The 26,152-nt window shown below is 52.9% G+C and carries 17 protein-coding genes and 1 pseudogene; 13 read left to right on the top strand and 5 right to left on the bottom strand.

What is annotated here, in order from left to right:
- Window positions 1-97 precede the first annotated feature (97 nt).
- From NDQ72_15275 to NDQ72_15285, 3 genes are all read left to right on the top strand, one after another.
- Complete coding sequence (locus NDQ72_15275) at window positions 98-2,230, top strand: TonB-dependent receptor (GenBank protein WKD27402.1); 2,133 nt, start codon at window positions 98-100, stop codon at window positions 2,228-2,230.
- Window positions 2,231-2,352: 122 nt separating this feature from the next.
- The gene (locus NDQ72_15280; GenBank protein ID WKD27403.1) at window positions 2,353-3,438 is read left to right on the top strand and encodes an efflux RND transporter periplasmic adaptor subunit; all 1,086 of its coding nucleotides are present in this window, start codon (window positions 2,353-2,355) and stop codon (window positions 3,436-3,438) included.
- Window positions 3,438-6,593, top strand: coding sequence for an efflux RND transporter permease subunit (locus NDQ72_15285; GenBank protein WKD27404.1), 3,156 nt, complete (start codon window positions 3,438-3,440; stop codon window positions 6,591-6,593). Before NDQ72_15280 ends, NDQ72_15285 begins: the two co-directional genes overlap by 1 nt.
- 81 nt (window positions 6,594-6,674) lie before the next feature.
- On the opposite strand, the pseudogene NDQ72_15290 reads toward NDQ72_15285, so the two are convergent.
- Window positions 6,675-8,625: pseudogene (locus NDQ72_15290) on the bottom strand (ligand-gated channel protein).
- A 191-nt stretch (window positions 8,626-8,816) separates the two neighbouring features.
- Between NDQ72_15290 and NDQ72_15295 the strand changes: the two are divergent.
- From NDQ72_15295 to NDQ72_15315, 5 genes are all read left to right on the top strand, one after another.
- Window positions 8,817-9,740 (top strand): LysR family transcriptional regulator, encoded by a 924-nt coding sequence (locus NDQ72_15295; protein ID WKD27405.1) that lies wholly within the window; start codon window positions 8,817-8,819, stop codon window positions 9,738-9,740.
- A 69-nt stretch (window positions 9,741-9,809) separates the two neighbouring features.
- The gene (locus NDQ72_15300) at window positions 9,810-10,685 is read left to right on the top strand and encodes an AEC family transporter (GenBank protein WKD27406.1); all 876 of its coding nucleotides are present in this window, start codon (window positions 9,810-9,812) and stop codon (window positions 10,683-10,685) included.
- A gap of 224 nt (window positions 10,686-10,909) precedes the next feature.
- Window positions 10,910-12,010, top strand: a complete 1,101-nt coding sequence (locus NDQ72_15305; protein WKD30417.1) for a PQQ-dependent sugar dehydrogenase — start codon at window positions 10,910-10,912, stop codon at window positions 12,008-12,010.
- Between the two features lie 129 nt (window positions 12,011-12,139).
- A complete protein-coding gene (locus tag NDQ72_15310; protein WKD27407.1) occupies window positions 12,140-13,585 on the top strand; it encodes a HAMP domain-containing histidine kinase in 1,446 nt (481 codons plus the stop codon).
- An 11-nt stretch (window positions 13,586-13,596) separates the two neighbouring features.
- A complete protein-coding gene (locus NDQ72_15315) occupies window positions 13,597-15,000 on the top strand; it encodes a sigma-54 dependent transcriptional regulator (GenBank protein WKD27408.1) in 1,404 nt (467 codons plus the stop codon).
- 201 nt (window positions 15,001-15,201) lie between these two features.
- Here NDQ72_15315 and ltrA read toward each other — a convergent pair whose 3' ends face one another.
- Both ltrA and NDQ72_15325 read right to left on the bottom strand, forming a co-directional pair.
- On the bottom strand, window positions 15,202-16,590 hold the full coding sequence (gene ltrA, locus NDQ72_15320) for a group II intron reverse transcriptase/maturase (protein WKD27409.1): 1,389 nt from the start codon (window positions 16,588-16,590) through the stop codon (window positions 15,202-15,204).
- 570 nt (window positions 16,591-17,160) lie between these two features.
- The gene (locus NDQ72_15325; protein WKD27410.1) at window positions 17,161-17,607 is read right to left on the bottom strand and encodes a hypothetical protein; all 447 of its coding nucleotides are present in this window, start codon (window positions 17,605-17,607) and stop codon (window positions 17,161-17,163) included.
- Window positions 17,608-17,983: 376 nt separating this feature from the next.
- Here NDQ72_15325 and NDQ72_15330 point away from each other — a divergent pair, with 376 nt between their 5' ends.
- From NDQ72_15330 to NDQ72_15350, 5 genes are all read left to right on the top strand, one after another.
- Window positions 17,984-19,186, top strand: coding sequence for a glycine betaine/L-proline ABC transporter ATP-binding protein (locus NDQ72_15330; GenBank protein ID WKD27411.1), 1,203 nt, complete (start codon window positions 17,984-17,986; stop codon window positions 19,184-19,186).
- Window positions 19,186-20,022, top strand: a complete 837-nt coding sequence (locus NDQ72_15335; protein WKD27412.1) for a proline/glycine betaine ABC transporter permease — start codon at window positions 19,186-19,188, stop codon at window positions 20,020-20,022. Before NDQ72_15330 ends, NDQ72_15335 begins: the two co-directional genes overlap by 1 nt.
- Before the next feature lie 194 nt (window positions 20,023-20,216).
- Window positions 20,217-21,089 (top strand): glycine betaine ABC transporter substrate-binding protein, encoded by an 873-nt coding sequence (locus NDQ72_15340; protein WKD27413.1) that lies wholly within the window; start codon window positions 20,217-20,219, stop codon window positions 21,087-21,089.
- A gap of 172 nt (window positions 21,090-21,261) precedes the next feature.
- Window positions 21,262-21,684: a universal stress protein gene (locus NDQ72_15345; GenBank protein ID WKD27414.1), complete on the top strand. Its 423-nt coding sequence runs from the start codon at window positions 21,262-21,264 to the stop codon at window positions 21,682-21,684.
- An 82-nt stretch (window positions 21,685-21,766) separates the two neighbouring features.
- Entirely contained in the window at window positions 21,767-23,407 is a 1,641-nt protein-coding gene (locus NDQ72_15350) for a BCCT family transporter (protein WKD27415.1), read from the top strand.
- A gap of 96 nt (window positions 23,408-23,503) precedes the next feature.
- Here NDQ72_15350 and NDQ72_15355 read toward each other — a convergent pair whose 3' ends face one another.
- Both NDQ72_15355 and NDQ72_15360 read right to left on the bottom strand, forming a co-directional pair.
- Window positions 23,504-24,229 carry a 3'-5' exonuclease gene (locus NDQ72_15355; GenBank protein ID WKD27416.1) on the bottom strand — a complete coding sequence of 242 codons (726 nt, stop codon included), beginning with the start codon at window positions 24,227-24,229 and terminating at the stop codon, window positions 23,504-23,506.
- A 1-nt stretch (window position 24,230) separates the two neighbouring features.
- Window positions 24,231-26,141 carry a DUF294 nucleotidyltransferase-like domain-containing protein gene (locus tag NDQ72_15360; GenBank protein ID WKD27417.1) on the bottom strand — a complete coding sequence of 637 codons (1,911 nt, stop codon included), beginning with the start codon at window positions 26,139-26,141 and terminating at the stop codon, window positions 24,231-24,233.
- Between the last annotated feature and the right edge of the window lie 11 nt (window positions 26,142-26,152).

Below are 26,152 nucleotides of genomic sequence, written 5' to 3' on the forward strand. Positions count from 1 at the left end.
GAAACAAACTCGCATATGGGAACTTTTCTTCTTAGAATCACCACCTCGATTGATAACAGTTTTCATTAGCAAACAAGTTTTATCTCAGGGGATCACCATGCCACGCTTCACTCGCACCGCGTTAGCCAGCGCCGTCGCTCTTAGCGTCTCCGCCACCGCGGCCTTAGCTCAAGAATCAGAACAACTAGACAATATTGTTGTATCTGCAAGTGGTTTTGAGCAGGCACTGGTGGATGCCCCTGCCAGTATTTCCGTCGTTTCTCGTGAGGAACTGGAGCGCAAGCGCATTACCAGCGTGGCTGATGCGTTACGTGACGTAGAAGGTGTTGATGTTGGTGGGTCTGTCGGCAAAACCGGGGGCCGCAATATCAGTATTCGTGGGATGCCTAGCGACTATACATTGATTCTTATTGACGGCCGTCGGCAGAACGCGGCTGGCAGCGTCACGCCTAACGGGTTTGGCGAAACGTCTACTAGCTTCTTCCCGCCTGTCTCCAGTATTGAACGTATCGAAGTCATTCGTGGCCCAATGTCGACGCTATATGGCTCTGACGCCATGGGCGGGGTAATCAACATCATCACTCGTCGAGTAGACCGCGAGTGGGTTGGTTCCGTAGGCGTTGAAAACACATTTAATGAAGATCGTGATTTCGGTGATCGCCGCGAAATAAACCTGTACACCAGCGGTCCGCTTATTCAAGACACGCTAGGCATTCAGGTGCGTGGTCGCTTATACGAGCGGGATGCATCAGAGCTTACTTACACTGACGGCAACGGCAACCCCATTGACGTTAGCCAGCGCGGCCCCAGCCCCGTTGAAGGCGATACCTATAACCTGGGCGGCAAGTTAACCTGGACACCCAATGCCGATCACGACCTTTGGGTGGATGGTGAAGTTAATCGACAGCGTTATAACAATGACGAATGCCAGCTTGGTACTTTAGATGGCCGCACCCGTAGCTGCGCGCCAGATCCTGGCGCCGCCAATGGCTACGCCGACGAGTTGCGCTTTGAGCGTCAGCAGGTTGCTATTGGTCACACTGGCCGCTTTGCATCAGGCACGCTCGAATCCAGTTTGATGCGCAACACCACAGAAACTAAAGGCCGCACGATTCCTGGTGAAAATGGCGTTGCCTATGACGGCTTCCCTGGCATCGTGGGCGGCGCGCCTCGCGAGCTAGAAACCACCAATACAGTGTTAGACAGCAAATATGTTATGCCGCTAGGCGACCACATGACCACGGTGGGTTTGCAGTGGTGGGATGCTAAGCTCGATGATGGGTTAGCAAATGAGACCTTTGAGCAAACTACGTGGTCACTCTTTGCAGAAGATGAGTGGATGCTACGTGACGATTTGGCGCTAACGCTTGGCGGCCGCTACGATCATCATGATGCCTTTGGCAGCCAGTTCAGCCCACGTAGCTATTTGGTGTGGAACACGACGCCAAACTGGACACTGAAAGGCGGCGTCAGCCGAGGCTACAAAACGCCCTCGCTGAATGACCTGCATGCGGGAATCAACGGCGTCACCGGTCAGGGCACCATACTCACTATCGGCAACCCAAACCTTGAACCGGAAACCAGCACCAGCAGTGAAATTAGTGCACATTACGATAGCCTGGCAGGTTTCACCGCTAGCGCCACGCTGTTCTATAACGAGTTTGACGACAAAATAGCCAGCGGCAACGACATTGTTGTTGAGAACAACCCGCTCGTACCCGACGGTGTCTATAGCCAAGACGTCAATATCGATGAAGCCGTTACCCAGGGTGTCGAGCTTTCTACCAGCTATCAGTTCACGCCAGATTGGCGCTTATCGGCCAACTACACTTACACCGATAGCGAACAGAAGAGCGGTAACAACCGTGGCGAACCGCTGACCGATACCCCGGAGCATGCATTCAATGCCACGCTGCGCTGGCAAGCCACGCCTCAGTTGGACACGTGGCTTTCCGCCGAGTACCGCAGCGAACGTTACCGTAACCGTGAAAGCGTTAGGGGCGCACCCTCTTTCGACGACCTAGGCGACTTCAAAGCCTATTCACTGTTCCACTTAGGCGGCAGCTACGCATTTACCGAGCAATTTAACGTGAGTGCCACCATCTACAACTTGTTCGATAAAGACTTCGTCGATTATCGCGCTTATGGTGACGGCACTAGCTTTGGCAATGTGTATGCCAACAGCGAAGAGGGACGTCGACTGTGGCTCTCTGCACGCTACGAGTTCTAAACACTACTAGCTAGAAGGTTCTGTTTACTGTTTCAATGCTGACTTACTGCCCTGGCCATGCGCCAGGGCTTTTTTACGCCCGCTTAACAGCGAATTCGATGTTTATTAGGGAACTGTCTGTCATGACCGCGCACCCGCTCGTCCGCTATCTTGCCTTGGTTCTACTGTTGCTCTGCGGCCTTATGCTCTCTAGCGCTTCCTTCGCGCAATCAGCTCCCAGGGTTGAGCTAGCGCCCGTAAACCGCGAGCCAATTTATACCGAAACAAACCTGGTCGGCACCGTAAACTCCCTGGAAGATGCCCTACTCTCAGCATCAGTAGCAGGGCTTATTATTCGGGTAGCGGTTAATCCTGGCGACCACGTCGCCAAGGGAGACACGCTAATCGCGCTAGATGACGACCTGGCTCGTTTTGACGTAGCAGCGGCGGTTGCCGCAGAGCAGGAGGCCCAGGCCACACTAGCGGAAGCAGAACGACTACTGCGGGAAGCGGAATCGGTGGGCGTGGGGCGTAACATCGCGGCGACTGAAGCTAGTGCTCGTCGTAGTGCCGTTAACGTGGCCCGCGCCGCACGCTCGCGTTTAACGGCGGAGCAAGCGCGCTTAAACGCCCTTCTGGCTCGCCATGCAATTAACGCCCCTTTTGATGGTGTCGTCAGCGCTCGCAGCGTCAATCTCGGTGAGTGGGTCACGCCAGGAGATAGCGTTGCGCGACTCGTTAACCTTGATGAGCTGCGCGCTGATTTTCAGGTGCCCGAAGCCTTTTATGCCGCCGTTCAAGACGAAGCGTTGATCAGCCTGCGCGTGGGCCAACAAACCTACGAGACAACTATCGCCACCATGGTGCCGATCAGTGACCCCAGTGCCCGCACATTTCTATTACGCGCCCATGTGCCCGAAGCAGCTTCGCTGTATCCAGGTAATGCAGTGGATGCCGTGCTGCGGGCGTCGACCGGCAGCGATGGGCTGACGGTTCCCCGCGATGCGCTAAGCCGCTACCCAGACGGGCGAGTCACCGTATGGGTGGCCACCCCTAATGAAGACAACACTTATCAGGTTACTGAACAGCGTGTGCAGTTGGGCATTAACTTTGCCGATCGCGTGGAAATTGTCGAGGGCCTCGCTGGTGATGAGCAGGTGGTCATTCGGGGTAATGAATCGCTGGTCGAAGGTGTCAGCGTTGAGGATATCGCAGCGGGGAGCGAGTAATGTTTGCAGCCCTACTGCGCCAGCAAACGCTGGTCACTGTTATCGCGCTAATCTTCCTGCTGCTGGGCATTGCCGCCACGCTGCGCATCCCCGTTCAGATGATTCCCGACATTGAAGCCCGCACAATAACGGTCGAGACGCGCTGGGCGGGAGCGACACCTCAGGATATCGAAAAAGAGATCCTCATTGAGCAGGAGCAGTACCTGCGCAATGTGCCAAATCTTACCCGCATGACGGCGATGGCCGAAAGCGGCAGCGCTGAAATTGAGCTTGAATTCCCGTTTAGCGTGGATATGACGGCTGCGCTAATTCAAGTCAATAACGCGCTCAGCCAAGTATCGTCATATCCCACCAATGTGGACCAGCCACGGATTGTTTCTGCCGCCTTTTCGACAGACGCGTTTTTGCGCTTTCACGTGGGTACGCTGCCCGGCAACCCTAAGGCGTTAGATATCCAACTGATGAGCGACTTTATCGACGACCGTGTGCGACCTCGCATGGAAAGCGTTAAAGGCGTGTCCGAAGTCGGCGTCAATGGCGGCGCTCAGCGGCAGCTACAAATTTTGCTCGACCCGGGCGCGCTGGCCCAGCGCGGGATTTCACTTACCGAGTTACGCGATGCCATCACCCAACGTAACCGGGATATTTCTGGGGGCGAACTAGAAGCCGGTAAACGTCGCTATCTGATACGCACACTGGGTCGCTTTGATGATGCTGAAGACTTGGCGCAGCTGGTTATCGCTCGTCAAGGCGATAGCATCGTGCGGCTTGCCGACGTTGCCGAGGTCCGCCAGGGACAGTCTCGCTTAAGCCAGCTATCGTTTTATAACGGCCAACCGGGCATTGGTATGGACCTGCGGCGGGAAAGCGGTGCTAATGTCATCGATATAAAATACGCCATTGAGGAAGAAATCGCGGCCATTAACGACAGCATTCTGCGCCCGGCAGGTATGGAAATGGTGTTGACTGCCGATGATGTGCGCTATGTAGAAGCCTCTGTCAGTAATGTATGGAGCAACCTGCTACTTGGGGCGGCCTTTGCAACGTTGGTGATGTACCTGTTTTTGCGCTCCGCTCGCATCACCTTTATTGGCGTTATCGGCATCCCCTTCTGCACCATTGCGGCTTTTTTAGGGCTGATGCTCACCGGGCGCACGATTAACGTGATTTCCATGGCAGGCATTGCCTTTGCCATAGGCATGAGCGTCGATAACAGTATTGTAGTATTGGAAAATATTGAGCGATACCGCCGTTTAGGGCTCGACCGCATTGAGTCGGCGCTACGCGGCGTGCAGGAAGTATGGCCTGCGACGCTAGCATCGACAGCCACCACCATTTTGGTGTTCCTACCGATTGTGTTTATCGAAGAAGAAGCTGGGCAGCTGTACTCTGATGTAGCGATTGCCGTTTCCGCTGCTATTTTCGCTTCAATGCTGGTGGCAGTTACGCTAGTGCCGTCCCTCTGTTCGCGCTTTAGTTTTTCGATGCGCAACCAACATGAGAATAGCCCTGCGGCCTCTCCCCCTTCATGGGCTGGGAAGCGACTTGAGCGTTTGATCGCCACCCCTTTTCGGCGCGGAGCGATCCTGGTAACCACGCTAGCGATCAGCGGCTGGACTCTCTTGGTACTCACTCCGCCCGCCGAGTACTTACCCGAAGGCGAGGAACCTAAAACCTTTGCGGTGATGAGCCCACCGCCAGGCTATAGCCTGCAGGAGATGGCGGGAATCGCCGCGCACGTAGAGGATTACTTTTTACCTCATGTAGGCGCTGACCCAGCGGCTTTTTTAGCAGGCGACACTGAGGTACCACCGCTGGCCTATATGAACATGCGAGTCGCCCCGACGCGGCTGTTTATCGTCGCGGAAGCAGCGGACCCTGGTGATATCGAAGCGTTAATGGACGCACTTACCAGCTACTACGAGCGCTTTCCAGGGATGCGCGCGTTTGCCTCGAAAGGCTCGATCATTTCCAGTAACGATGGCGGCACGCGGAGTATCAACCTGGATATCGCCGGCCCGGATTTGGCGACCGTTTATGAAGCCGCCAATAACCTCTACCGAGAAGCCCGCAATGAGTTTGGCAATCCGCGCATTCAGAGCCAGCCCTCTTCGCTGTCGTTGGATCAGCCGCTGATTCAAATTCGCCCAGATTGGGCGCAGGCGTCAGCGCTTGGCTTAGCGGCAGGAGATGTCGGCTTTTCAGTCGCCGCACTCACCGAAGGTGCCTATGTAGATGACTTCTTTCTCGATGACGAGAAGATCGATATTTATCTTTATGGCCCCCAGCTGTCGCTACCTCTGGACCAACTACCCAACCTTCTGCTGCATACCCCCAGCGGCGCGACGTTGCCGCTCTCTGCCGTCGCCAGCATTGATGAAACCATGGATACCAGCGTTATTCGTCGTGTCGATGGTAGCCGAACGGTGACCCTGAATGTCATCCCACCACCCAGTATTGCCCTGGAAGCGGGAGTTGAGCAGGCCCAGAGGATGCTGGAGCGGCTTCGCCATGAAGGGGTATTATCTTCGGCAGTGGCTATTTCAATTTCGGGAGCTAGTGATCAGTTAAATGCTACGCGAGACGCGCTAATGGGTAATTTCTTGATTGCGATTGTGATTGTCTATTTGCTTTTGGTAGCGATTTTCTCTCACTGGGGCTACCCGCTGCTGATCCTTACCTCCATTCCTTTGGGCGTGGTGGGTGGCATTATGGGTCTGGCAGCCATGAATGCAGTGGGCAGCCTACTGCCACTTATTGGCATCGCTCCACTAAGTCAGCCCTTCGATATGATTACGATGCTGGGCTTTTTGATATTAATGGGAACCGTGGTGAATAACCCCATTCTAGTGGTCGACCAGGCTCGGCGGCGATTACACGATAAGCAGCTATCCGTTCAGGAAGCCGTATCTCAAGCAGTTCAAACCCGCCTGCGCCCGATTGCGATTACCACGCTGACAACCCTATGCGGGCTTTCACCGCTGGTATTTTTACCTGGCGAAGGCACCGAACTTTACCGTGGTGTCGGGGCGATTGTCTTATTTGGCTTGCTGGGAGCCTCCATCGTGACGGTGACGTTCCTGCCAGCATTGATGATAAGCGTACTGCAGCTTAGCAAACGACATACGCAGCCTGCCCAAGCCCAACATCCGTAAATAAATACGTGGTTCACTCAAAAACGCGGCCACCTAATAAGGTGGCCGCAACGTTTAATAGCAAACAGGTACTAACAGGTACTAGAACGCGACATTCAGTCCCAACCAAACACGGCGACCATCGTCCACGTAACCGTACTCTTCGTAAGTAATGCGCTCATCAAATAGGTTGTAGATACCCGCGTTCACCGTAGTGCTATCGTTGAGTTTGTAACCCATTCCTGCATCAACAAAGGTGTAGGAAGGTGCCACCACAGAGCGGCTGGAGGGACCAGTAGTGGGCTGGCTCTCCTCGCCACGGTAGCTCACTTTTGTCCACTGGCTGAGTCGCGAGTTGACCTGCCAGTCAAGTGTAGCCGAGACCTGATGGCGCGGTAGCTGCGTCAAAGGCTCACCAGCATATTGGCCGCTTTTCTGTTCGGAGTCAGTGAAGGTATAGCTAGCCGTTAACGACACTGCATCTGTCAACGGCGCTGCCAGACTGGCTTCCACCCCCTGTGTAACCGCCTCATCCACGTTAACGCGATAAGTAGGGTCGCTGCCATAGTCGTTACGGCCATCGGTACAGATATCCACAGGGCAAGCAATACGCGTAATTTTATCGTCAAAGTCGTTGTGGAACAGCGTCAAACTGCCACTTAGACCTGCATCATTGGCGTAGAGCAGTGCAATCTCTTTGTTAAGCGACGTTTCAGGTTTAAGGTCCGGGTTACCGTAAATATTGCCACCGCGGCTGACCTGCCCCCAATCGGGAGTGATTTCGCGTAGGCTTGGCGAGCGATAACCGGTTGAAACGCCCCCTTTAAGGGTCCAGTCAGGTGTCACATTCCAAACGCTGTAAAGGCGCGGACTGACGTGGCTGCCGAAGTTATCGTCGTCATCGACGCGTAAGCCACCGGTCAACGCCCAGGTATCGGTCAACATCCACTCATCTTCTACAAATAGCGCCCGCTGGCTATTTTCGATTTCGGTCCGATCAGATATTCGGTTGGTGGTGGTATCGCTCAGCGACTCCTCTTCGTAGCTCGCGCCAACAGTCACTAAGTGCATGCCTAGTGGGATCACCGCGCTGGTTTTAGCGGTGGTGTTGGTAATTTCGATATCGCGGGATTTGTTGTCGCTACGCTCACGCTGTACAAAGGTCTCGCTGGTGCCCCAGTCAAAGCGGCCACTATGGGTAACGGCAACGTGGGTGTTGGTGTATTCGCCGATACTGTCGGTGCAACCACCTTTGCAACCCTCAGCAGCGCCAGAACGCCCCACCCGCGAGTGACGATCCTGTTCGGTAACGCCGGCTTCGGCGGTGAAGTCGTGATTATCGTTGGCGGCGAAGTTCAGCCGTGCGGTTAGGCTTTGCAGGCTTTTCTCTTCGTAGCCATTCAAAATATCATCTTCATCCCGCTCAGACGCACGCCCATAAAGTTGCAGACCTAACCGGTCACCCACTAACGGCCCGCTTAGGTAGAAATTCGCTTGGCGGCTGTCTCCAGAATTGCTGTTCTCTTGTAGCACCGTGTCGAGCTGCACATTGCCGTGCCATTCATCAGCCACCTTGCGGGTAATTACGTTGATCACCCCACCGATAGCGTCTGAACCGTAAAGTGTCGACATTGGCCCACGTACCACCTCAATGCGCTCAATCGCTTGTAGTGGCGGGAGCCAGTCCTGCTCGAACCCAGCGCTACCATTCGGGCGCGATTCCCGAGAATTTTGCGGACGTCCATCCACCAAAATCAAGGTGTACTGGGAGGGCATGCCGCGAATTGAAATATCATTGCCACGGTCACCTGCGCCGCCACCGGTAACAATCACACCCGGCACGTCGCGCAGCGCGTCGGTGACATTTTGATAGTGTCCACGCTCAACGAGAAATAACGCTAATAGAAGCAGGCGCACTGGAAATTTGCTGTTCAAACCCCGATGCGGTAACCACAACATCATCTAGCCGAGGTGTTCCTTGTGCCAACACGGCACTACTGGCCAATGAAGAGATGGCACCGGCCAATAGCGTGCGACGCAAACGAGAAGACATAGCAGGGTTCCTTTAATGTGAAAGAGCACTCGCAATCAAATACGAATCATTAACATTCGTATTTTTGCATAATTCTTACACAAAGAGGTCGCACAGTGCGTTCAGCCATCCGGAACACAAATGCCAATTATTTTCATTAACATCATTAAATGGCACAATAGCGTTTCAATTGTTGCCCAGTGGCCCCGACCATGTACGATTTTGATGAACTCGCCGCCTTTGCCGATGTGATGACTACCGGTAGCCTAACGCGCAGCGCACAAAAGCTAGGACTTGCTAAATCGACACTGAGCCGCCGTATTAGTCAGTTAGAAGCAAGATTGGGTCAGCCATTGCTCAGGCGGCAAGCTAACCGGCTGATTCCTACGGAAGCGGGTCTGCTATTTCATAACTACTGCACAGAACTGCTAGCGATGGCGGCACATAGCCAAGAAGCGCTAGCAGAACTGCGTGAGGAAATCAGCGGAAAAGTAACACTGGAAGTTCACGGGGCATTAGCACGAGGTTGGATGGCAGGCGTCGTTGATGCATTTTTAACCCGCTATCCCAAGGTGGAATTAACCCTCCACACGCGAGAATCTCCGCCCACTAAAATGCACAGTAACAGTGTGCACATCTGGCTAGGGGCAACCCACGAATGCGGTCTCAACCAGGAGCGTTTAGGGCACTTGACTCGCGGCCTTTATGCCAACCCCAGCTATCTTACCAACGCTGGTTATCCTCAGCACCCAAGCGAGCTAGAATCACACGCATGGATTGATTTACTCGATAGCGCCTCTAGCGGCCTGCTGTTCCACCATGCTCATCACGACGACTTTCTGTTTAATGCGCCCCGCTCGCGGCTGCGCGTCGATCTAACGGTGCTTCAAATTGATGCCATTGCTTATGGTCAAGGCATCGGGCTGCTGCCCCACTGGGTGGTTGAAAAACGCGAGCAGCATCATCCTGGTGATTTAGTCAGTTGCTTGCCCGGCTGGGAACCTGCCCCACTGCCGATCACCATGTTGTACGCTTACGGCCACCATTCGCGTCGGGTTAACGCACTGCTCGAGTTTTTACGCGAGCAAGTTCCGGCTGCTTGGCAATCCAATCACTCCACCACTAACGCTGAATAACCAATTCACCTTGCCAGTTAGCGGCCTAATTAACGACAATGAGTCGCTAATCATCGTCAAGGAATGGTAATGCTCGCCGAACTTTTTGCCGTGATGGCTCCGGTACTCGCCGGTGCTGGGCTGGGATATTTATGGGTACGCTTAGGGCATCCCTACCCCGTCGATTTCATTACTCGTTTGGTGTTTAACATCGGCACACCCGCGCTGGTGCTTGCCTCACTTTCTGGGGCTAATATTGATGCCAATAGCTTTGGACAGATGATGCTTGCCACGACGCTGGTGATTCTCACCATGGGCGCAGCGAGCTTTGTGGTCGCCAAACTGTTGCGCCGCAGTTGGCGCGTATTACTCGCCCCGATGATGTATCCCAACACCGGCAATATGGGACTCCCCGTTGTTCTGTATGCCTTTGGCAGCGCAGGGTTTGCCTATGGTATTACGGTGATGGTGACGGTCTCGCTCTTTCAGTTCACCTTAGGGGCTGTTCTCAATAGCAACGGAAGCCCGACTAAAACGCTGCTGAAAACGCCCACCGTCTATGCCATTTTAATCTCAATGGCGCTGCTGTTAACCGACACATCACTGCCCCCTTGGCTAGCCAATACGGTCGACTTAATGTCTGGTTTCACCGTACCGCTTATGTTGATCACGCTCGGTGTTTCCCTAGCCAGCATCCAGGTAAAAAGCCTGCGTTCCGGCATCGGTTTTAGCCTAGTACGTATTCCCCTTGCCGCTGGGGCAGCGTGGCTAATTGCGGGTTGGGTTGGCCTGCCCCCACTGGCGCAAAGCATTCTGGTGCTACAAATGTGCATGCCTGTGGCAGTGTTTAACTACTTGTTCGCCCAGCGAGCCCAGCGCGAACCGGCGTATGTTGCCAGCCTCGTTTTTTGCTCTACGCTGCTTGCCCTGGTGTATTTACCGATACTGCTGGCATTTCTGATGTAGCGTTTTTGCTATAGCCCGTCTGATTTAGCCCGCCGGATATATAGCAGCACAGGGAACCCCGCTCGCTTTAAACAGTCACTGCTAGGCATGGAACATGATCATCATGATCATCGAAGGCCCCGACGACAGGAGTGAGCATGATTCGCCAACCTCAATCACAAGCACGCCAAGCAGTGTTAACGACGCCTTCTCATCGTTGGTTTCTAACAGCTATTGGCGGGTTAATGTTGGCGGGCACTGTTAGCAATGCCCAAGCAGAAATGGTTCACGACGCGATCGAAACCGATCAAATTACCTTGTCACTTGAACGTGTGACTAGTGGGTTGAACACCCCTTGGGCAGTGGCTTTTTTACCTGACGGGCGTTTTTTAGTCAGCGAACGCCGTGGTCAACTCACCCTGGTAGATCAAGAAGGTAACCAGCAAACGCTCGAAGAAATGCCCACGGTCAGCCACCAGGGGCAAGGTGGGCTTCTCGATATCACCTTGCACCCTTCCTTTGGTGACGGTGAACATGACTGGATTTATTTCACCTGGAGCAAACCAGACGGCAATAACAGTCGCTCAGCACTATCACGGGTTAAGTGGCAAGGGGATTCACTCGGTGAGGTCGAGCACCTTTTTGAACAGGACCGCGCTTCTTCACCCGGCCGTCATTACGGCTCGCGTTTGGCGTGGCTAGCAGACGGCACACTATTAATGAGTATTGGTGACCGCGGCGTTAACCCATCCCGTGCCCAGGCAAGCGACGACCACGCGGGGTCAACGCTGCGCCTAACGGATACGGGCGGTGTTCCTGACGATAACCCTTTCGTGGGCGCTGATAGCACCTTGGATGAAATTTACTCCACGGGCAATCGCAACATTCAAGGGTTGACGGTACTTAGCAATGGTGAACCCTGGGCGACCGAACATGGCCCGCGCACAGGCGATGAGCTTAATCACATCAAAGCAGGCAGTAATTATGGCTGGCCAGAGGTTAGCCTGGGAAATGATTATCGGACTAATGAGCCGATTGGAGTCGAATCGAAGCCCGGCATGGTCGACTCGGTTTACCGCTTTGAAGGTCGATTTGCGCCTTCGGGCCTTACCGAAGTCACCAGCAGCGCGTTTGGAAACTGGCAGGGGCAGCTATTAGCCGGTGGTTTAGCCAGCGAAACATTGCTGCGTCTGCAATTGGAAAACGGCAACGTGGTGGATGAAGAGGTTATTCTTGACGGCCACATTGGCCGCATTCGCGATGTGCGCCAAGGCCCTAACGACGCCATTTATTTGCTAACCGATGGCGATCAGGGCAGCCTTTACCGTTTGCAGGTGGTTAATTAACCCACACTAACGTTATCTGAACCGCTACTCTTTATACTGCCTATTGATACTGTCTATTTATTTACACTATCTATGTACGCTGCCAATGCTGTCCACTGCTGAACAGCCAGTATTCATCACGGATGCCTGATGCGACTACGTAATTTAATTATTTTGACGGTCATCGTGCCACTGTTTGTCATTCTAGTGGTTTTTAGCCTAGTGGCTATCAAGTCGCTAGAAGATAACGTGCGTTCCAAGCTGCAAACCGAAGTTGAGATTATCACCCGTGCACTGGGCACATCACTGAGTTACGCCGCCACTCGCGATAGCGACACCCCGCTAGAAGAAGCACTGCAATCCGCTTTTTCATTCCATCGTATCTATGGTGCTTATGTGTTCGACACCCAAGGCCGGGAAGTTTATGGGCTGGGGTTGGGCAAAGACCTGTTTACGCCGGATGAAATTCAGCAGGTTATCGAACAAGATGACCTGTATAGCAATTACCGCCAACAGGAAGGCTGGACGTACTACTCAGCATTGATTCCGCTGCGGGCGCAAGATGGTACGGTACGAGGTGTTCTGCAGGTAAATCGACTTAATACCGGCATCGAAAACTATACGGGCTTTATCAGCATTGTGGCGGTTTTAGTGTTTGTAATCGGAGCGGCCGGTATTGTTTTTAGCATCTGGTGGGGCTTTAGGCACTATATAGAACGACCGCTCAATCGTCTTTTGCACGTGATGTTACTTGTGGAAGATGGCGACCGCAGCCAACGGGCTACGGTCGATGGCCCGACGGAATATCGCCGCTTAGCATCAGGCTTGAACGGCATGCTAGATGCCATGGCAGAAAAAGATCGCGATATTGATGCTCGTCGGCAGCGCGAAATCGAACTAGAAAAGCGCCTGCGCAAATCTAAAAAGCTGGCGGAGTTAGGCGTTTTGGCGGCCGGTGTCGCCCATGAAATTGGCGCACCATTAACCGTCATCAATGGCCAAGCCCAGCGCTTAGCCCGCAGGGACACCATTGGCGATGACGAACGTGCACGATTAGGCCGTATCCGAGGCGAAGTCGAAAGAATTGTTCAAATTGTCCGCCAATTAATGGAACTAGGCAGACAACATAACGTAGAGAAAGACACGCAAGCGTTGGATCAGCTTATTCTGAGTGCCAGTGAGTTAGTGGAAGAGGAGCTGGAGCCACGAAATATTCACTTGGATATTGATCTTCCCTCCCCTACCCCCCATTTATTGGTCAATGGGCAGCAAATTGTGCAGGTACTCACCAATCTATTACGCAACGCAGCGCAAGCACCAGATGTTAGCTGTATACGCCTTAGTGCCAAGCAATACAGTGAAGAGCTAACACTCTGGGTGGAAGATGACGGGCCTGGCATTCCAGCGTCGCATCATCAGCAAGTATTTGATCCTTTCTTTACGACCAAACCGGTGGGCCAAGGCAGCGGCTTAGGGCTCTCCATGGTGCATCGCATTATTAACGACCACGGCGGGACGATTGGCGTATTTGATAGCGGCCTTGGCGGCGCTGGATTCGAGATTACGCTCCCCCTTAGTGAAACCGCATCCGCTTGAGGAAAACGTTTGTGACCCATCAGGAACACCTTTTACCTTTATTGGTAGTGGAAGATGACGCCGCTATACGTGAGTTATTGGAAGAAGAGCTCAACGACGCGGGCTATGACACGCTAGGCGTTCCCAGTGCCGAAGACGCCTTGGCACTACTAAGCCATACAGCTGTGGCAATGATGATTACGGATGTACGTCTTCCAGGAATGACCGGCATTCAGTTACTTCAGCAACTGCGTCAAAGCGGTAGCGAGCTGGGCATTATTGTCATCACTGCCTTTGGCACCATTGACCAAGCCGTTGAGGCGCTAAAGCTGGGAGCCGATGACTTTCTAACTAAACCATTGGATTTAGATGCCATTCGCGAGGCAGTCTTCCGCGTCTTAGAGCGCCAGCGCTTGTCTCTCTCCCACGACGATACTGAGTTGAGCCAGTTTCACGGCATTGTCGGAAAAAGCTCAGGCATGCAGTCTCTGTTTCATGATGCATCTCGGCTGGCTAAAAGCGATGCGCCTATTTTAATTCTGGGCGAAAGCGGTACCGGTAAAGAGCTATTGGCTCGCGCTATCCATCAAGAAAGCAAACGCCACGAAGCACCCTTTGTGCCTGTTAACTGTGCCAGCATTCCTGCCGATCTAATGGAAAGTGAGTTTTTTGGTCATGTAAAAGGGGCATTCACCGGGGCTAACGAAGCGCGCCGCGGTCTGTTTCATAGCGCTCAAGGCGGCAGCCTGTTTTTGGATGAGATTGGCGAAATGCCGGTTAATCTTCAAGCCAAATTACTGCGCGCGCTGCAAGAAAAGACGGTACGACCCGTTGGCGGCGAGCGTGAGGAGCCGGTAGATGTCCGCATCATTGCCGCGACCCATCGCAATCTTGAAAAAGAGATCGAACAAGAGAACTTTCGCAGTGACTTGTTCTATCGCCTTGAGACGTTCTCGCTGCGCATTCCTCCACTGCGCGAGCGTGGCACCGATATAGAGCATCTTGTATTTGCATTAATCGATAAACACGCCGAAGCGCAAAGTAAGCAGATTGAACAAATCGAGCCCGAAGCGCTAAATAGCCTGTTGAACTACACCTACCCAGGCAACGTACGCGAGCTGGAAAACGCTATTATGCGGGCCGTAACACTGAGCGAAGAAGGCATATTGCAGCACCAAGATTTGCCAGAGCGCTTACGCGAACAGGCTAGCCAACATAACGGTTCGGAAATAACGCCGACACTCACTGGTGAAGTGTTACCTGGCACTCAGGTTCCAGCACCTGCACCTACCCGCTGGCCCAGCCTGGAAGAAGTAGAAAAGCGCTACATACGCAAAGTGTTAGAGGCCACCGGCGGCAATAAACGGCGTACGGCTGAAGTGTTGGGTATTGCTCGACGAACGCTTTATCGTCGTTTGGAAGATAACGAGGAATAAATTAACGCAAATAGTCGGCCACTCACCGGTGTAACCGACTATTCGTCTATATGACGACAAGCTATGCACTACCTTGCCAAAATGGCGTACGTGTGGGGAATTTTCTTATCAAAGAGGGTTCACGGATCAATCGAGTAGGAAGGGGAGTCGCCTCCCCTGTCCTCTCACACCACCGGGCATACGGTTCCGTACCACGGCGGTTCATGAAGAACGGTTAAGCCCTCTTACCGTATCCAGTACCGAGATCAGTCCCTGGTCATAAAACCATTTCCTCGGCAGGGCCTGGTTCATGTGCGATGCCCCGGCGTTCCACCAAGGGCCTCGACCATTGCCTGCCGATTTCCAAGCTCGGGGCGCGTCCAGGCCCAGCCCTTGAAGTTTCCGGCGACGAGTCGCTGAACGTTTCCATTGCCGCCAGATTAGGCCGCGTAAGCGGCGACGTATCCATTGATCCAGCGCTTCCAAGGGCCGTTTCACATCAACAAAGCTGAAGTAGTTGGCCCATCCACGCAGGACTGGCCCCAACTCTTCGATTATCCGTTGGGTGTTACGCCCCCTGCCACGCTTCAGGATCTCACGAACACGCTGCATCATGCGCTTCAGACTTGCCTTGGCCAGCGTCAACTTCGGCTGCTTGTGCCAAGTGAGACGGTAGCCCAGATAGCCGCGTTTCCATGGCCGGTCCACCGCACTTTTCGTGCGGTTGACCGTCAGCCGAAGTGAGCTCTCGAGATACTCACTCAAGCTTTCCATGACACGCTCGCCTGCCCGCCGACTGTTGACGTACACCTGAACGTCATCGGCGTAGCGGCAGAAGCGGTGGCCTCGGCGTTCCAGCTCCTTGTCCAGATCGTCCAGCAGGATGTTCGCCAGTAGCGGGCTGAGTGGTCCGCCTTGGGGTGTCCCCTGTCGCCTCGGCGTGGGCAAGCCATGTTGCAACATACCCGCTTCCAGATAGCGGCGGATCAGGCGCAGCACGCGCTTGTCATCAACGCGCCGCGCTACCCGTGCCATCAGCAGATCGTGGTTCACTCGGTCGAAGAAGGCTTTCAGGTCAAGGTCGACCACCCAGCGGTGGCCAGCGGTAACATGGGCCTTCATGGCCGATACGGCCTGCTTGGCGCTGTGTTTGGGGCGGTAACCGTAACTCGACGCGGAGAACCCCGGGTCGAAGACCGGCATGAGCACTTGTGACAGCGCTTGCTGGATCAGCCGGTCGGTGACCGTGGGTATTCCGAGCTGCCGCACTCCGCCTTTAGGCTTGGGGATCGTGGCTGCTCGAACTGGACTCGGGTGATACGCATCGGCCAACAGCCGCTCACGCAGCGTTGGCCAGTGCTGTTTTAGGTGGTCAGCCAGTTGATGCACCGTCATGCCATCGACACCCGGTGCACCTTTGTTGGCAGCCACCTTACGGTAAGCTCGCTCCATGTTCTCCGGGTCAACGACCCGCTCCATGAGCGAGGCTGACTCCGCTTTCGTCCACGATAACGACGCCGGGATCGTCTCGACGCCCACCGGCTGGGGCGCGGAGTTCTGCTCCTGCCCCTCTGGGTGAGTGACGGTATTAGCGTCATGGTCTGTCTTCATGATCGATCCTCGAGACGTTATCGCCTACTCGCGGTTCTTCATGTTCGGCCCTTGGTGCCGTAGTGAACCGGCACTTACTATGGCCTCGGCTGACGTCTGGTAACCCATCCCGTCGCCTCTCGACGCCGGTAGCACTGTGGCAGATCACCAGACCTCCCAGGGTAAGGCGCGCGACCTTCCCGCTTATGCCTGTCGGATCTACGTCATGGCGTTCCGTGCAAGTACCAGGCTTTGATGATTATGGCCATCTCACCCCGCCATGACGCCTCGTATCCGCTTCCTATTCGTCAGGCCAGCGTTTTGCCTTGGGCTTCCTTCAGATTCCCCCTCGCGAGGGACACCCTTGCCGTCGGCTAGCACTTCCCCTTGCCGGGCGTGCAGGGGACTTTCACCCCCAAGTCATCCTGAGGCACCACCCTCAGGAATAGCGCCTGTTAAGGCGCTGCGCGCCATGCCTGGCGCACCATAAAAAACCCCCGCGGGCGCGGGGGGAAAGGATGATAAACCGTGTGGAGCAGCCGCAGGGAACAGACAGCTGGGTCGGCTTATCATCGTAGGGAGCGTTAACGATTACTGGCCGCTATTCATCTCATCGTCATTCTCATCAGCACCTGGCATCGGGTCAGTACCTTCACCAAATCCTGGGTTTTCTTCAGAATCTTCTGGGTTGCTAGCCTCTTCATCGGGCATAGGTTCTTCATCTGGCATAGGTTCTTGTGATGCCGCGGCATCATCGCTTAGCCCAGGATCGCCCATGTCAGAGTCATCAGCCACTGCAGGCTCATCGTTCATCATAGGGTCAGAAGTAGTATCCGATGCGGTAGCATCACTTGCAGTAGTTGCCTGTCCAGTAGAGGAAGTCGCATCTTGTTCCATCGTTTCTGGCTGTTCGGCAGGCGGCATTGGCTCATCACCGTTACCACAACCAGCAAGAGCTAATGTGCTAACGGTAGCTGCTAACATGCACAATGTAAGCACACGGGGGCGTTTGGTAACTTGATTAACTGGTTTATCCATTAGGCTTACCTCCCTTCTAACCAAAATATCGATTAACTGCCTAATTCACTGCATAGCTCATACCAAAAACCAAAAAATATAAACTTATCTATAAAAATCAGAAATTTATAAAAAAAACCAGATTAATTCTATGCCCAGAAAATTGTTACTGCGGGTTAAAACTGACACATGTGACACCTTTTGACGCTTAGCGGAGGAGGCGTTGTGACACACCCTGCCCACTTATGTATAATAAATATTAATAAATAACCAAGTTAAAACTTAAATTCTAATTATGAACCGTTTTGTGTCGCTGTTTGCAGGGAAAGCCATCGGGTACCGGAAAGCGAGCTGAGCAACGACACAAGGCTGCTCATTCACGCAAAAGGCATCGCTGATGGACGAGACACGCCCTGTCAAAATTCAGGTTCGCGGCTTGAGCAAGGTATTTGGCAAGCAGCCGAAAAAAGCTCTTGAGCTTCGTGACCAGGGTTTAAAACGCCCTGAAATTCTTGAGAAAACTGGCCAAACGTTAGGCCTTTCGAACATCTCATTCGATGTCTATGAAGGCGAACTTCTCGTCATTATGGGGCTTTCCGGTTCTGGCAAGTCAACGTTAATTCGGTGTTTGAACCGCCTGATTGATACCACCGAAGGCGAAATAATCATTGATGGCGAGAATATTCCCACGTTAAGCGAAAAGGCGCTGTTAGAGTGTCGCCGCCGCCATTTTTCTATGGTTTTTCAAAATTTTGCGCTATTCCCACACCGCACTGTACGCCAAAACGCCGAGTTCGGGCTTGAAATCCGCGGTGTCGATAAAGCTGAGCGTAAGCAAATTGCCCAAAACGCGCTAACCCAAGTAGGGCTAGATGGCTGGGAAGAGGCTTATCCGAATCAGCTTTCCGGTGGTATGCAACAGCGTGTCGGCCTAGCCCGCGCCCTGGCGAATGATTCCACCGTGCTATTAATGGATGAAGCCTTTTCAGCGCTGGATCCTTTAATCCGCAAGGATATGCAGCAAGAGCTGTTGCAACTGCAATCTAAAATGCAGAAAACAACCGTCTTCATCACCCATGATTTAGATGAAGCGCTCAATATTGGTGATCGCATCGTGCTGCTTAAAGATGGCGAAGTCGTACAGATTGGTACACCGGAAGAAATATTAACCCAACCTGCTGATGACTATGTGCGCCGCTTTATTGAAGGTGTCGACCGTTCGCGTGTATTAACCGCCGAAAGCGCCATGCGCCCCGTGCGCTCTACCGCCCGCGAAAGCGACGGCCCGCGCACTGCACTACATCGTATGCGTGACCACAGTATTGATTCAATTTATGTCACTGATCGTGACCGCCGCCTAATCGGCCTGCTAGAGGCCGAGTCGGCGAGCAAAGCGATTGATGCCAAGTCAGATACTATTATTGATCACCTGACTCAAGACTTCCGCAAAGTACCCCCTGAAGAACCCCTGCAAAACCTGTTCGCTATGTTTAGCGATAAAAGCTTTCCCATCGCCGTCATTGACGAGCAGCAGCGGTTGCTAGGTGTCGTTGTGAAGGGCGCGGTACTGGATGAATTAGCACGAGCAGGAGAACAGTAATGGATATTCCAAGCATCCCCCTTGGCGATTGGATCGAAAGCGGCCTGACCTGGTTGACCAGCGAATATTCAGTCGTCACCCGGGCAATTTCCCGTTTTACTCAAACCGGCATTGATGTTTTGAACGATAGCTTGATGTGGCTACCTGAGTGGGCACTACTTGGGTTAATCACCCTACTCTGCTGGAAGCTAGCGGGCACTCGCTTAGCGATTGGTTCAGTAGCCGGGCTAGCCTTGATTTGGAACCTGGGTCTCTGGAACCCGATGATTGAAACGCTCACGCTGGTGGTCTTCGCAACCCTGGTTGCCGTGGTGATCGCATTGCCTGTCGGTATTGCAGCGGCATTATCTAATCGGCTGTACCGATTGATCATGCCGATATTGGACTTTATGCAGACCATGCCTGCCTTTGTTTACCTGATACCAGCAATTCCATTTTTCGGCATTGGTTCTGTATCCGCCATTTTTGCAACGGTAATTTTCTCGATGCCGCCTGCGATTCGCTTCACAACGTTAGGTATCCGCCAGGTGCCGGTTGAGCTTATTGAAGCCGCCGATGCCTATGGCGCAACGCGCAGCCAAAAACTTTTCAAGGTTCAGCTTCCGCTCTCGCTACCCACGGTGATGGCGGGTATTAACCAGACCATTATGCTGGCACTTTCGATGGTGGTTATCGCCGCCATGATTGGTGCAGATGGCCTAGGTAGCGAAGTGTGGCGCGCTATTCAGCGACTACGCCCCGGTGATGGCTTTGAAGCCGGTATCGCCGTGGTCATTCTAGCCATGCTACTTGACCGTTTGACTCAATCATTACGGAAAACGCGCCGCTCACAGTGAATAAACGCATGAAAAGTCATGCAGACAATCACACTGCGTTGACCGGTCTTCTTGATGAACGCTTTTTACATGTGCATGCTGGCCGTGTCTTCGAGTTCTTAATTTAAGTGCATCTGATAGCATACTTACTACGGTTGTGGCGCTTACTCACACTATTGATAACTGCCACAACTGTTTCCCCAAGGAGCAAGTGAATGAAAACTCGTACGTTAAATCACCGGATCCGCCTCGCCTCATTGGCCCTCATTGCTGGCACTGGCGTTGCCGCTGGAAGTCTGGCCTTCGCCCAAGATCAGGGCACTATCAACCTTGCCTATGTTGAGTGGTCGTCTGAAGTAGCATCTACCAACGTCGTCGCTGCTGTATTAGAGCAAGCTGGTTTCGATGTTGAACTAACGTCGCTTTCTGCCGCCGCTATGTTCCAGGCGCTTTCCACTGGCGACGCCGATGCCATCGTCGCCGCTTGGCTACCCACGACTCACGCTGACTACATGGAGCGTGTAGGTGACAATATTGAAGATCTCGGCATGAACTTGGATGGCACCAAGCTGGGATTGGTAGTACCGGCTTATACAGATGTCGATTCTATTGCCGACCTAAACGACAACGCCGACAGCTTTAACGGCGAGATCATCGGTATTGACCCCGGTGCAGGCCTAATGGCGCTGTCCGAAGAGGTCGTGGATACCTATGACCTCGGGCTGCGTCTGCGTAGCGGTAGCGGTGCCACCATGACCGCAGCGCTTTCAAGCGCGATTAACAATGAAGAGGATGTCGTGGTAACTGGCTGGACACCACACTGGATGTTTGCCCGCTTCAACCTGAAATACCTCGAAGATCCGGAAAATGTCTATGGCGGTGCTGAACAGATCCACACGGTGGTGCGCCAAGGCCTAAAAGATGACATGCCAGAAGCCTACGCCATCCTTGACGCCTTCGAGTGGACACCCGAGCAGATGGGTGAGGTCATGCTGATGAACCAGGAAGACGGCAGCGACCCTTATGAAAACGCCCAGCAGTGGGTAGAAGACAACCAAGATGTCGTCGCGCAGTGGCTAAGTAACTAATTAAGTAACTAATATTGTCTTGGCTAAATCCAGTTTATTAGTAAAATGATTAATGAGCTGAAGCTGCACTTCGCTTCAGCTCATTTGTTGCAACCCACTGTTTTCAAACAACGATATAGCTTTAATTAGTACGGTAAACCCATGCTAAATGGAGCCATATGAGGAGCGTACTGTGTTTAAGAACATTATGGTGCCAGTCGATCTTGCTCATCTAGAGCTACTGGAGCCTGCCTTAAGCGTAGTGGCAGACCTTGCTAAGCGATATGATGCTCATATCATCTACGTTGGCGTTACCGCTAATACACCTACAAGCGTTGCCCGCACTCCCCAAGAGTATGAGCAAAAACTTGAAGCTTTTGCCCACGAGCGACATAAAGTGCACGGTCAACCGGTAAGTATTAGGGTTTACAGCTCGACGGATCCCGTTGCTAATGTGGATAAGCAGCTTGTCGATGCAGTGGAGGAAACGGGGGCTGATTTGGTGGTAATGGCAACACATTTACCCCGCCACCTGGACATTATTATGCCGTCCCATGGCAGCAAAGTAGCCACCCACACAGACGTCTCCGTTTTCCTGATTCGAGTGACCCAATAAACGCGCTCTTGCGTTGTAGAAGCAATGCGTTGACAACTCGCGCTTAACAGCACGCACTTTTAATAATGATGGGAGCAAATTTGTGGATAAAAAGCCGCAAAATCGACCACCTGAAGAGCCGGTCTCAGAGGGCATACCCGCCCCTGACGGTCCAGCGAATCTAATAGATACCGATTACGTTATCGGTCAAGACAACATCACCACCACCACGATGGGTGTGAACCTTGATCTACATGGCAAGGTATTCACCATTTCGTCGATTGTGGTTCTACTGTTTGTCGTTTTAACCCTCGCGCTACAAGACACTATCGCACCGGTGTATGACGCCATTTTTAGTTTCTTGACCGGCAATTTAGCGTGGTTCTTTATACTTGCCGCCAATATTTTCGTTATCTTGTGTCTTGGGTTAATTGTTTCGCCACTCGGTAAAATCCGCATCGGCGGCGCTGATGCAAAGCCTGATTTTACCTATGTGGGCTGGTTTTCAATGCTATTTGCTGCGGGCATGGGCATCGGCCTGATGTTCTTTGGCGTTAACGAGCCATTGACCCACTTTGGTACCTCCTTTGATGGGGGTAGCTGGGCACCATTAGGGGGTGCGGAGGGCGATGCTGCAGGCGCAGCTGCGCTGGGTATGGCAGCTACCATCTTTCATTGGGGCCTTCACCCCTGGGCGATTTACGCAGTAGTAGCGCTATCACTTGCCTTATTTTCGTTCAACAAAGGGCTACCGCTGTCTATGCGCTCGGTATTCTACCCAATTCTGGGTGAGCGCGTCTGGGGTTGGCCGGGGCATTTAATCGACATTCTGGCGGTCTTTGCCACGCTGTTTGGCTTAGCGACGTCGCTTGGTTTGGGGGCAACTCAAGCAGCAGCAGGGTTAACCTACCTGTTTGGCGCACCAGAAAGCGATATTACGATGATTCTGCTCATCATCGGCATCACGATTATCGCTATCGGGTCGGTTATGGCCGGTGTCGACAAAGGCGTTCAGTTGCTTTCAAAAATCAACATCGCCATGGCGGCGTTGCTGCTTTTCTTCGTTATTGCCGTGGGTCCAACACTGCTCATTGCAACAGGCTTCTTTGAAAACCTGCTCAACTATTTTGTCCATCTGCCAGCACTGTCGAATCCGTTTGGCCGTGAAGATGCGAACTTTAGCCAAGGCTGGACGGCCTTCTACTGGGCTTGGTGGATCTCCTGGTCCCCGTACGTTGGTATGTTTATCGCACGGGTTTCCCGTGGCCGCACCGTTCGTGAATTCCTGATTTCAGTATTGCTCGTGCCTTCGATTGTATCGGTACTGTGGATGACCACCTTTGGTGGCACCGCCATTGATCAGTACGTTAGCCAAGGCATTGAAGCCGTGCGTGATGCAGGCGTGGATTTGCAGCTGTTCATCATGCTTGAGCAGTTACCGCTGTCACAAATCACCTCGTTTGTTGCGATTCTACTGGTCATTATTTTCTTTGTGACCTCTTCTGACTCAGGCTCATTGGTTATCGACTCCATTACTGCAGGCGGCAAGGTGGATGCGCCGAAACCACAGCGTGTGTTCTGGGCGATTATCGAAGGGGCTATCGCAATTGCGTTGCTGCTTGGCGGTGGTCTGACCGCACTGCAAACTATGGCGGTTTCTACCGGTTTCCCGTTCACCATCATCTTGTTGGTGGCATGTTATGCCATTGTCAAAGGTTTAATGAGCGAACCCAAAGCGGTATGATGTGAATCGCTAACCATTAAACTGAATCGCACTTGCACTAAACCACAAACGGGCAGCCATTTGGCTGCCCGTTTGCGTTAAGTAACGTTACGCTGCTCAAACCCAAATATCTTTCAACTGCGTCTCAGGCGTGTAGTGGTGACTGATCTGCGCTTGTAACAGTTCTGCTGTCGCCAGTGCATCAACCAGCGCGTGATGTCCTTGATAGACAGGCAGACCATAGCGTTCACGACTGGCATTTAAACGAATCGAAACAGGCGGACGCCCTAACCAACGGCGAAACCGTGCCCATAACGTTTGTCGATGCATGTGCGCTTCAAGCGACATCGTATCGATCATCGGGAACATCACCCCTTCTCCCCGTCGTGCTTTTACGGCAGCATCAAGAAACGGGCGTTCGATGTTGCGAAAATGCACCACCACAAGCCGCCCTGCCAGCACAGCTAATAGCTCATCCAACACGGCATCAAAGTCAGGCGCAGTGGCGATTTCAGAATGAGTGATGTGATGGTAAGCAATGGACGCCTCATCTAAGGGTCGCGAGGGCTTCACTACCCAGTAGCGACGCTGAGCAAGCGGAATGCGATCCAGTGTGAAAGGCACTACCCCAATGCTGACAATCGCGTGACGCCGCTCGTCCAATCCCGTTGTTTCCATATCTAACGCTACCATCGGCACTTGCGCGATAGGTGTATCCGGGCTGGGTAGCGGCGTTGCAAAGAATTGTCTAAGCGCACTATCATGAGCCTTTTCGGCTCGCTCAGCCATATAGCCTATCCAGTTAGCTTGAACTACTTTTTGGCGGGGCCGGATTCCATGCATCTTATCGCCCCTGCCGCTGAGCGGGAACGGGATAGCGGAACTTCAAGAATTTTTGCGCGTTGTTGAGTACTTGGAAAGCATCTTTAAGCGTGTGGCGCTCGCTATCCTCAACATTCTCCGGTTCGATATTATTATCGGGGAAACGGTCTTCTTGCAGATCTATCACTTGATGGCGAATCCGCGACATACATAAAAACTCAAATGCGTAACTGAGCTTATCGCTTACACCCGTCGCCAGCAGTTGGGTATTGCTTATATCATTTAAGCGCTGGAACGAGTTTTGCGCTTTAGACCCACAGGCCAACGCATGTACCCGAATAAGGTCAACCATCGGGGCGGTACCACGCCGTTTTAGGTTGATTGAGTTGTTATGTTTGCCATCCTTTTCCATCACAAACGTACGGAAGAACCCAAGCGGCGGTGTTCGATTCAGCGCATTACGGGCCATGGCCGCCAAAAACAGTGGCGACTGGGGCGCCGTTTGGGCAATCAAATCCTGAAGCGCTTCAACAAAATGGTCTTCGCCGTAAATGCTGTCTAAATCGAAGAAAATCGAACTATGGAGTAGTCGTTCAGGGGTTGGGTTCGCCATCCAGTCTTGGAAATAACGCTTCCAAACATGCAACGGCTGACGCCACTGGCGGTTAGTCGCCATCACATCGCCTTTACAGTAGGTATAACCGCAGGCGTCTAAGCCATCGCTTACAAAGGCCGCTAACGCGTGAAAGTAGTCGTCGTGTTCGTCGGGGTTAAAGTCGTCTGACAAGATCAGTGCATTATCCTGATCGGTGACGATACTTTGCTCATTCCTCGCCATGGAGCCGTTAACCATAAAACAGTAAGGCACCGGCGGTGGCCCTAGCGCTTCTTCGGCAAGCTCTAGCAGTCGCCGCGTAAAACTACGCCCAATGGTCGACAGGGCGCTCCCCACCATCTGCGAATTAGCACCTTCTTGCACCATTCTTACAAAAGCAGCGCGCACATCTGGAGCAAGTTTTGCTAACCCTTGGGCGCTGGACTGGTTGAAAATATTGCTTACTAGGTACAGCCCACTTTGCGTCTCGTAACGAATAATATCGGAGAGGTGAACAACCCCAACCGGACGCTGTCGGTAAAGCACCGGTAAGTGGTGAACATTGTTACGCAGCATCGTCAGCATGGCTTCGTAAACCGACGCATCCGACTGAATGGTAATTAACCGTTCGGAAACAACCTCGCCAATGGCCGTTTGCGCTGACAGCCCTTCAGCTACAATGCGGGTACGGAAGTCACTATCCGTCAGAATACCGCACATTTGCCACGTTTTGCCTTCGCTGTCCTGAAAGCTGTAACGCGGATTATCACTGCCTTCATTAATTACCAGCACCGCCGACGCTTGAGCATCGTTCACTTGCTTAGCGGCTTGCTGGACGGTAGTCGTGGACTCAACCATGACGGGATAACGCGTTACCAATTTGCGTATCCGCGTAACCATCATATCGTTAGATTTCTTCTGCTGCTCTGCTGCAGTTTCTAAACGAGGGCGTTCGAGTTCAACAAAGTCAGCAAAATCGTCATCTTCTTCACATAACCGCTGAAAGACGGCGTTGGGAATAAAGTAAATCAGCGTGTCTTCGATCGCTTTGGCAGGAAAGCGCACTTTATGGTTTCGAAGCAGGCTAAAGTGGCCAAAGATATCCCCTTCACCCAAGCGGTTATATAGCTCGCCCTGACGACGATAAACCTCAACGGCACCGCTACGGATAAAGCACAACTCATCAAGCATATCGTTGAGCTCTAAAATGTCGCTACCGGTTTTGAAATAGCGCACTTCTACTTGCTCAGCTATGGCGTCTAGCAATGCATCCGATAAACCATCGAACGGGGGAAACTGCCCCATATGCTGGCGTATTTCTAACAGTTCAACATCCATGCGATCTCCTG

The sequence above is a fragment of the Halomonas sp. KG2 genome (assembly GCA_030440445.1).
Lineage (GTDB): Bacteria > Pseudomonadota > Gammaproteobacteria > Pseudomonadales > Halomonadaceae > Vreelandella.

Excerpts from the sequence above, each read along its gene's own strand:
- NDQ72_15275 (WKD27402.1), top strand. The coding sequence starts at position 98 with ATGCCACGCTTCACTCGCACCGCGTTAGCCAGCGCCGTCGCTCTTAGC.
- NDQ72_15280 (WKD27403.1), top strand. The coding sequence starts at position 2,353 with ATGACCGCGCACCCGCTCGTCCGCTATCTTGCCTTGGTTCTACTGTTG.
- NDQ72_15285 (WKD27404.1), top strand. The coding sequence starts at position 3,438 with ATGTTTGCAGCCCTACTGCGCCAGCAAACGCTGGTCACTGTTATCGCG.
- NDQ72_15295 (WKD27405.1), top strand. The coding sequence starts at position 8,817 with ATGTACGATTTTGATGAACTCGCCGCCTTTGCCGATGTGATGACTACC.
- NDQ72_15300 (WKD27406.1), top strand. The coding sequence starts at position 9,810 with ATGCTCGCCGAACTTTTTGCCGTGATGGCTCCGGTACTCGCCGGTGCT.
- NDQ72_15305 (WKD30417.1), top strand. The coding sequence starts at position 10,910 with ATGTTGGCGGGCACTGTTAGCAATGCCCAAGCAGAAATGGTTCACGAC.
- NDQ72_15310 (WKD27407.1), top strand. The coding sequence starts at position 12,140 with ATGCGACTACGTAATTTAATTATTTTGACGGTCATCGTGCCACTGTTT.
- ltrA (WKD27409.1), bottom strand. The coding sequence starts at position 16,590 with ATGAAGACAGACCATGACGCTAATACCGTCACTCACCCAGAGGGGCAG.
- NDQ72_15325 (WKD27410.1), bottom strand. The coding sequence starts at position 17,607 with ATGGATAAACCAGTTAATCAAGTTACCAAACGCCCCCGTGTGCTTACA.
- NDQ72_15330 (WKD27411.1), top strand. The coding sequence starts at position 17,984 with ATGGACGAGACACGCCCTGTCAAAATTCAGGTTCGCGGCTTGAGCAAG.
- NDQ72_15335 (WKD27412.1), top strand. The coding sequence starts at position 19,186 with ATGGATATTCCAAGCATCCCCCTTGGCGATTGGATCGAAAGCGGCCTG.
- NDQ72_15340 (WKD27413.1), top strand. The coding sequence starts at position 20,217 with ATGAAAACTCGTACGTTAAATCACCGGATCCGCCTCGCCTCATTGGCC.
- NDQ72_15355 (WKD27416.1), bottom strand. The coding sequence starts at position 24,229 with ATGCATGGAATCCGGCCCCGCCAAAAAGTAGTTCAAGCTAACTGGATA.
- NDQ72_15360 (WKD27417.1), bottom strand. The coding sequence starts at position 26,141 with ATGGATGTTGAACTGTTAGAAATACGCCAGCATATGGGGCAGTTTCCC.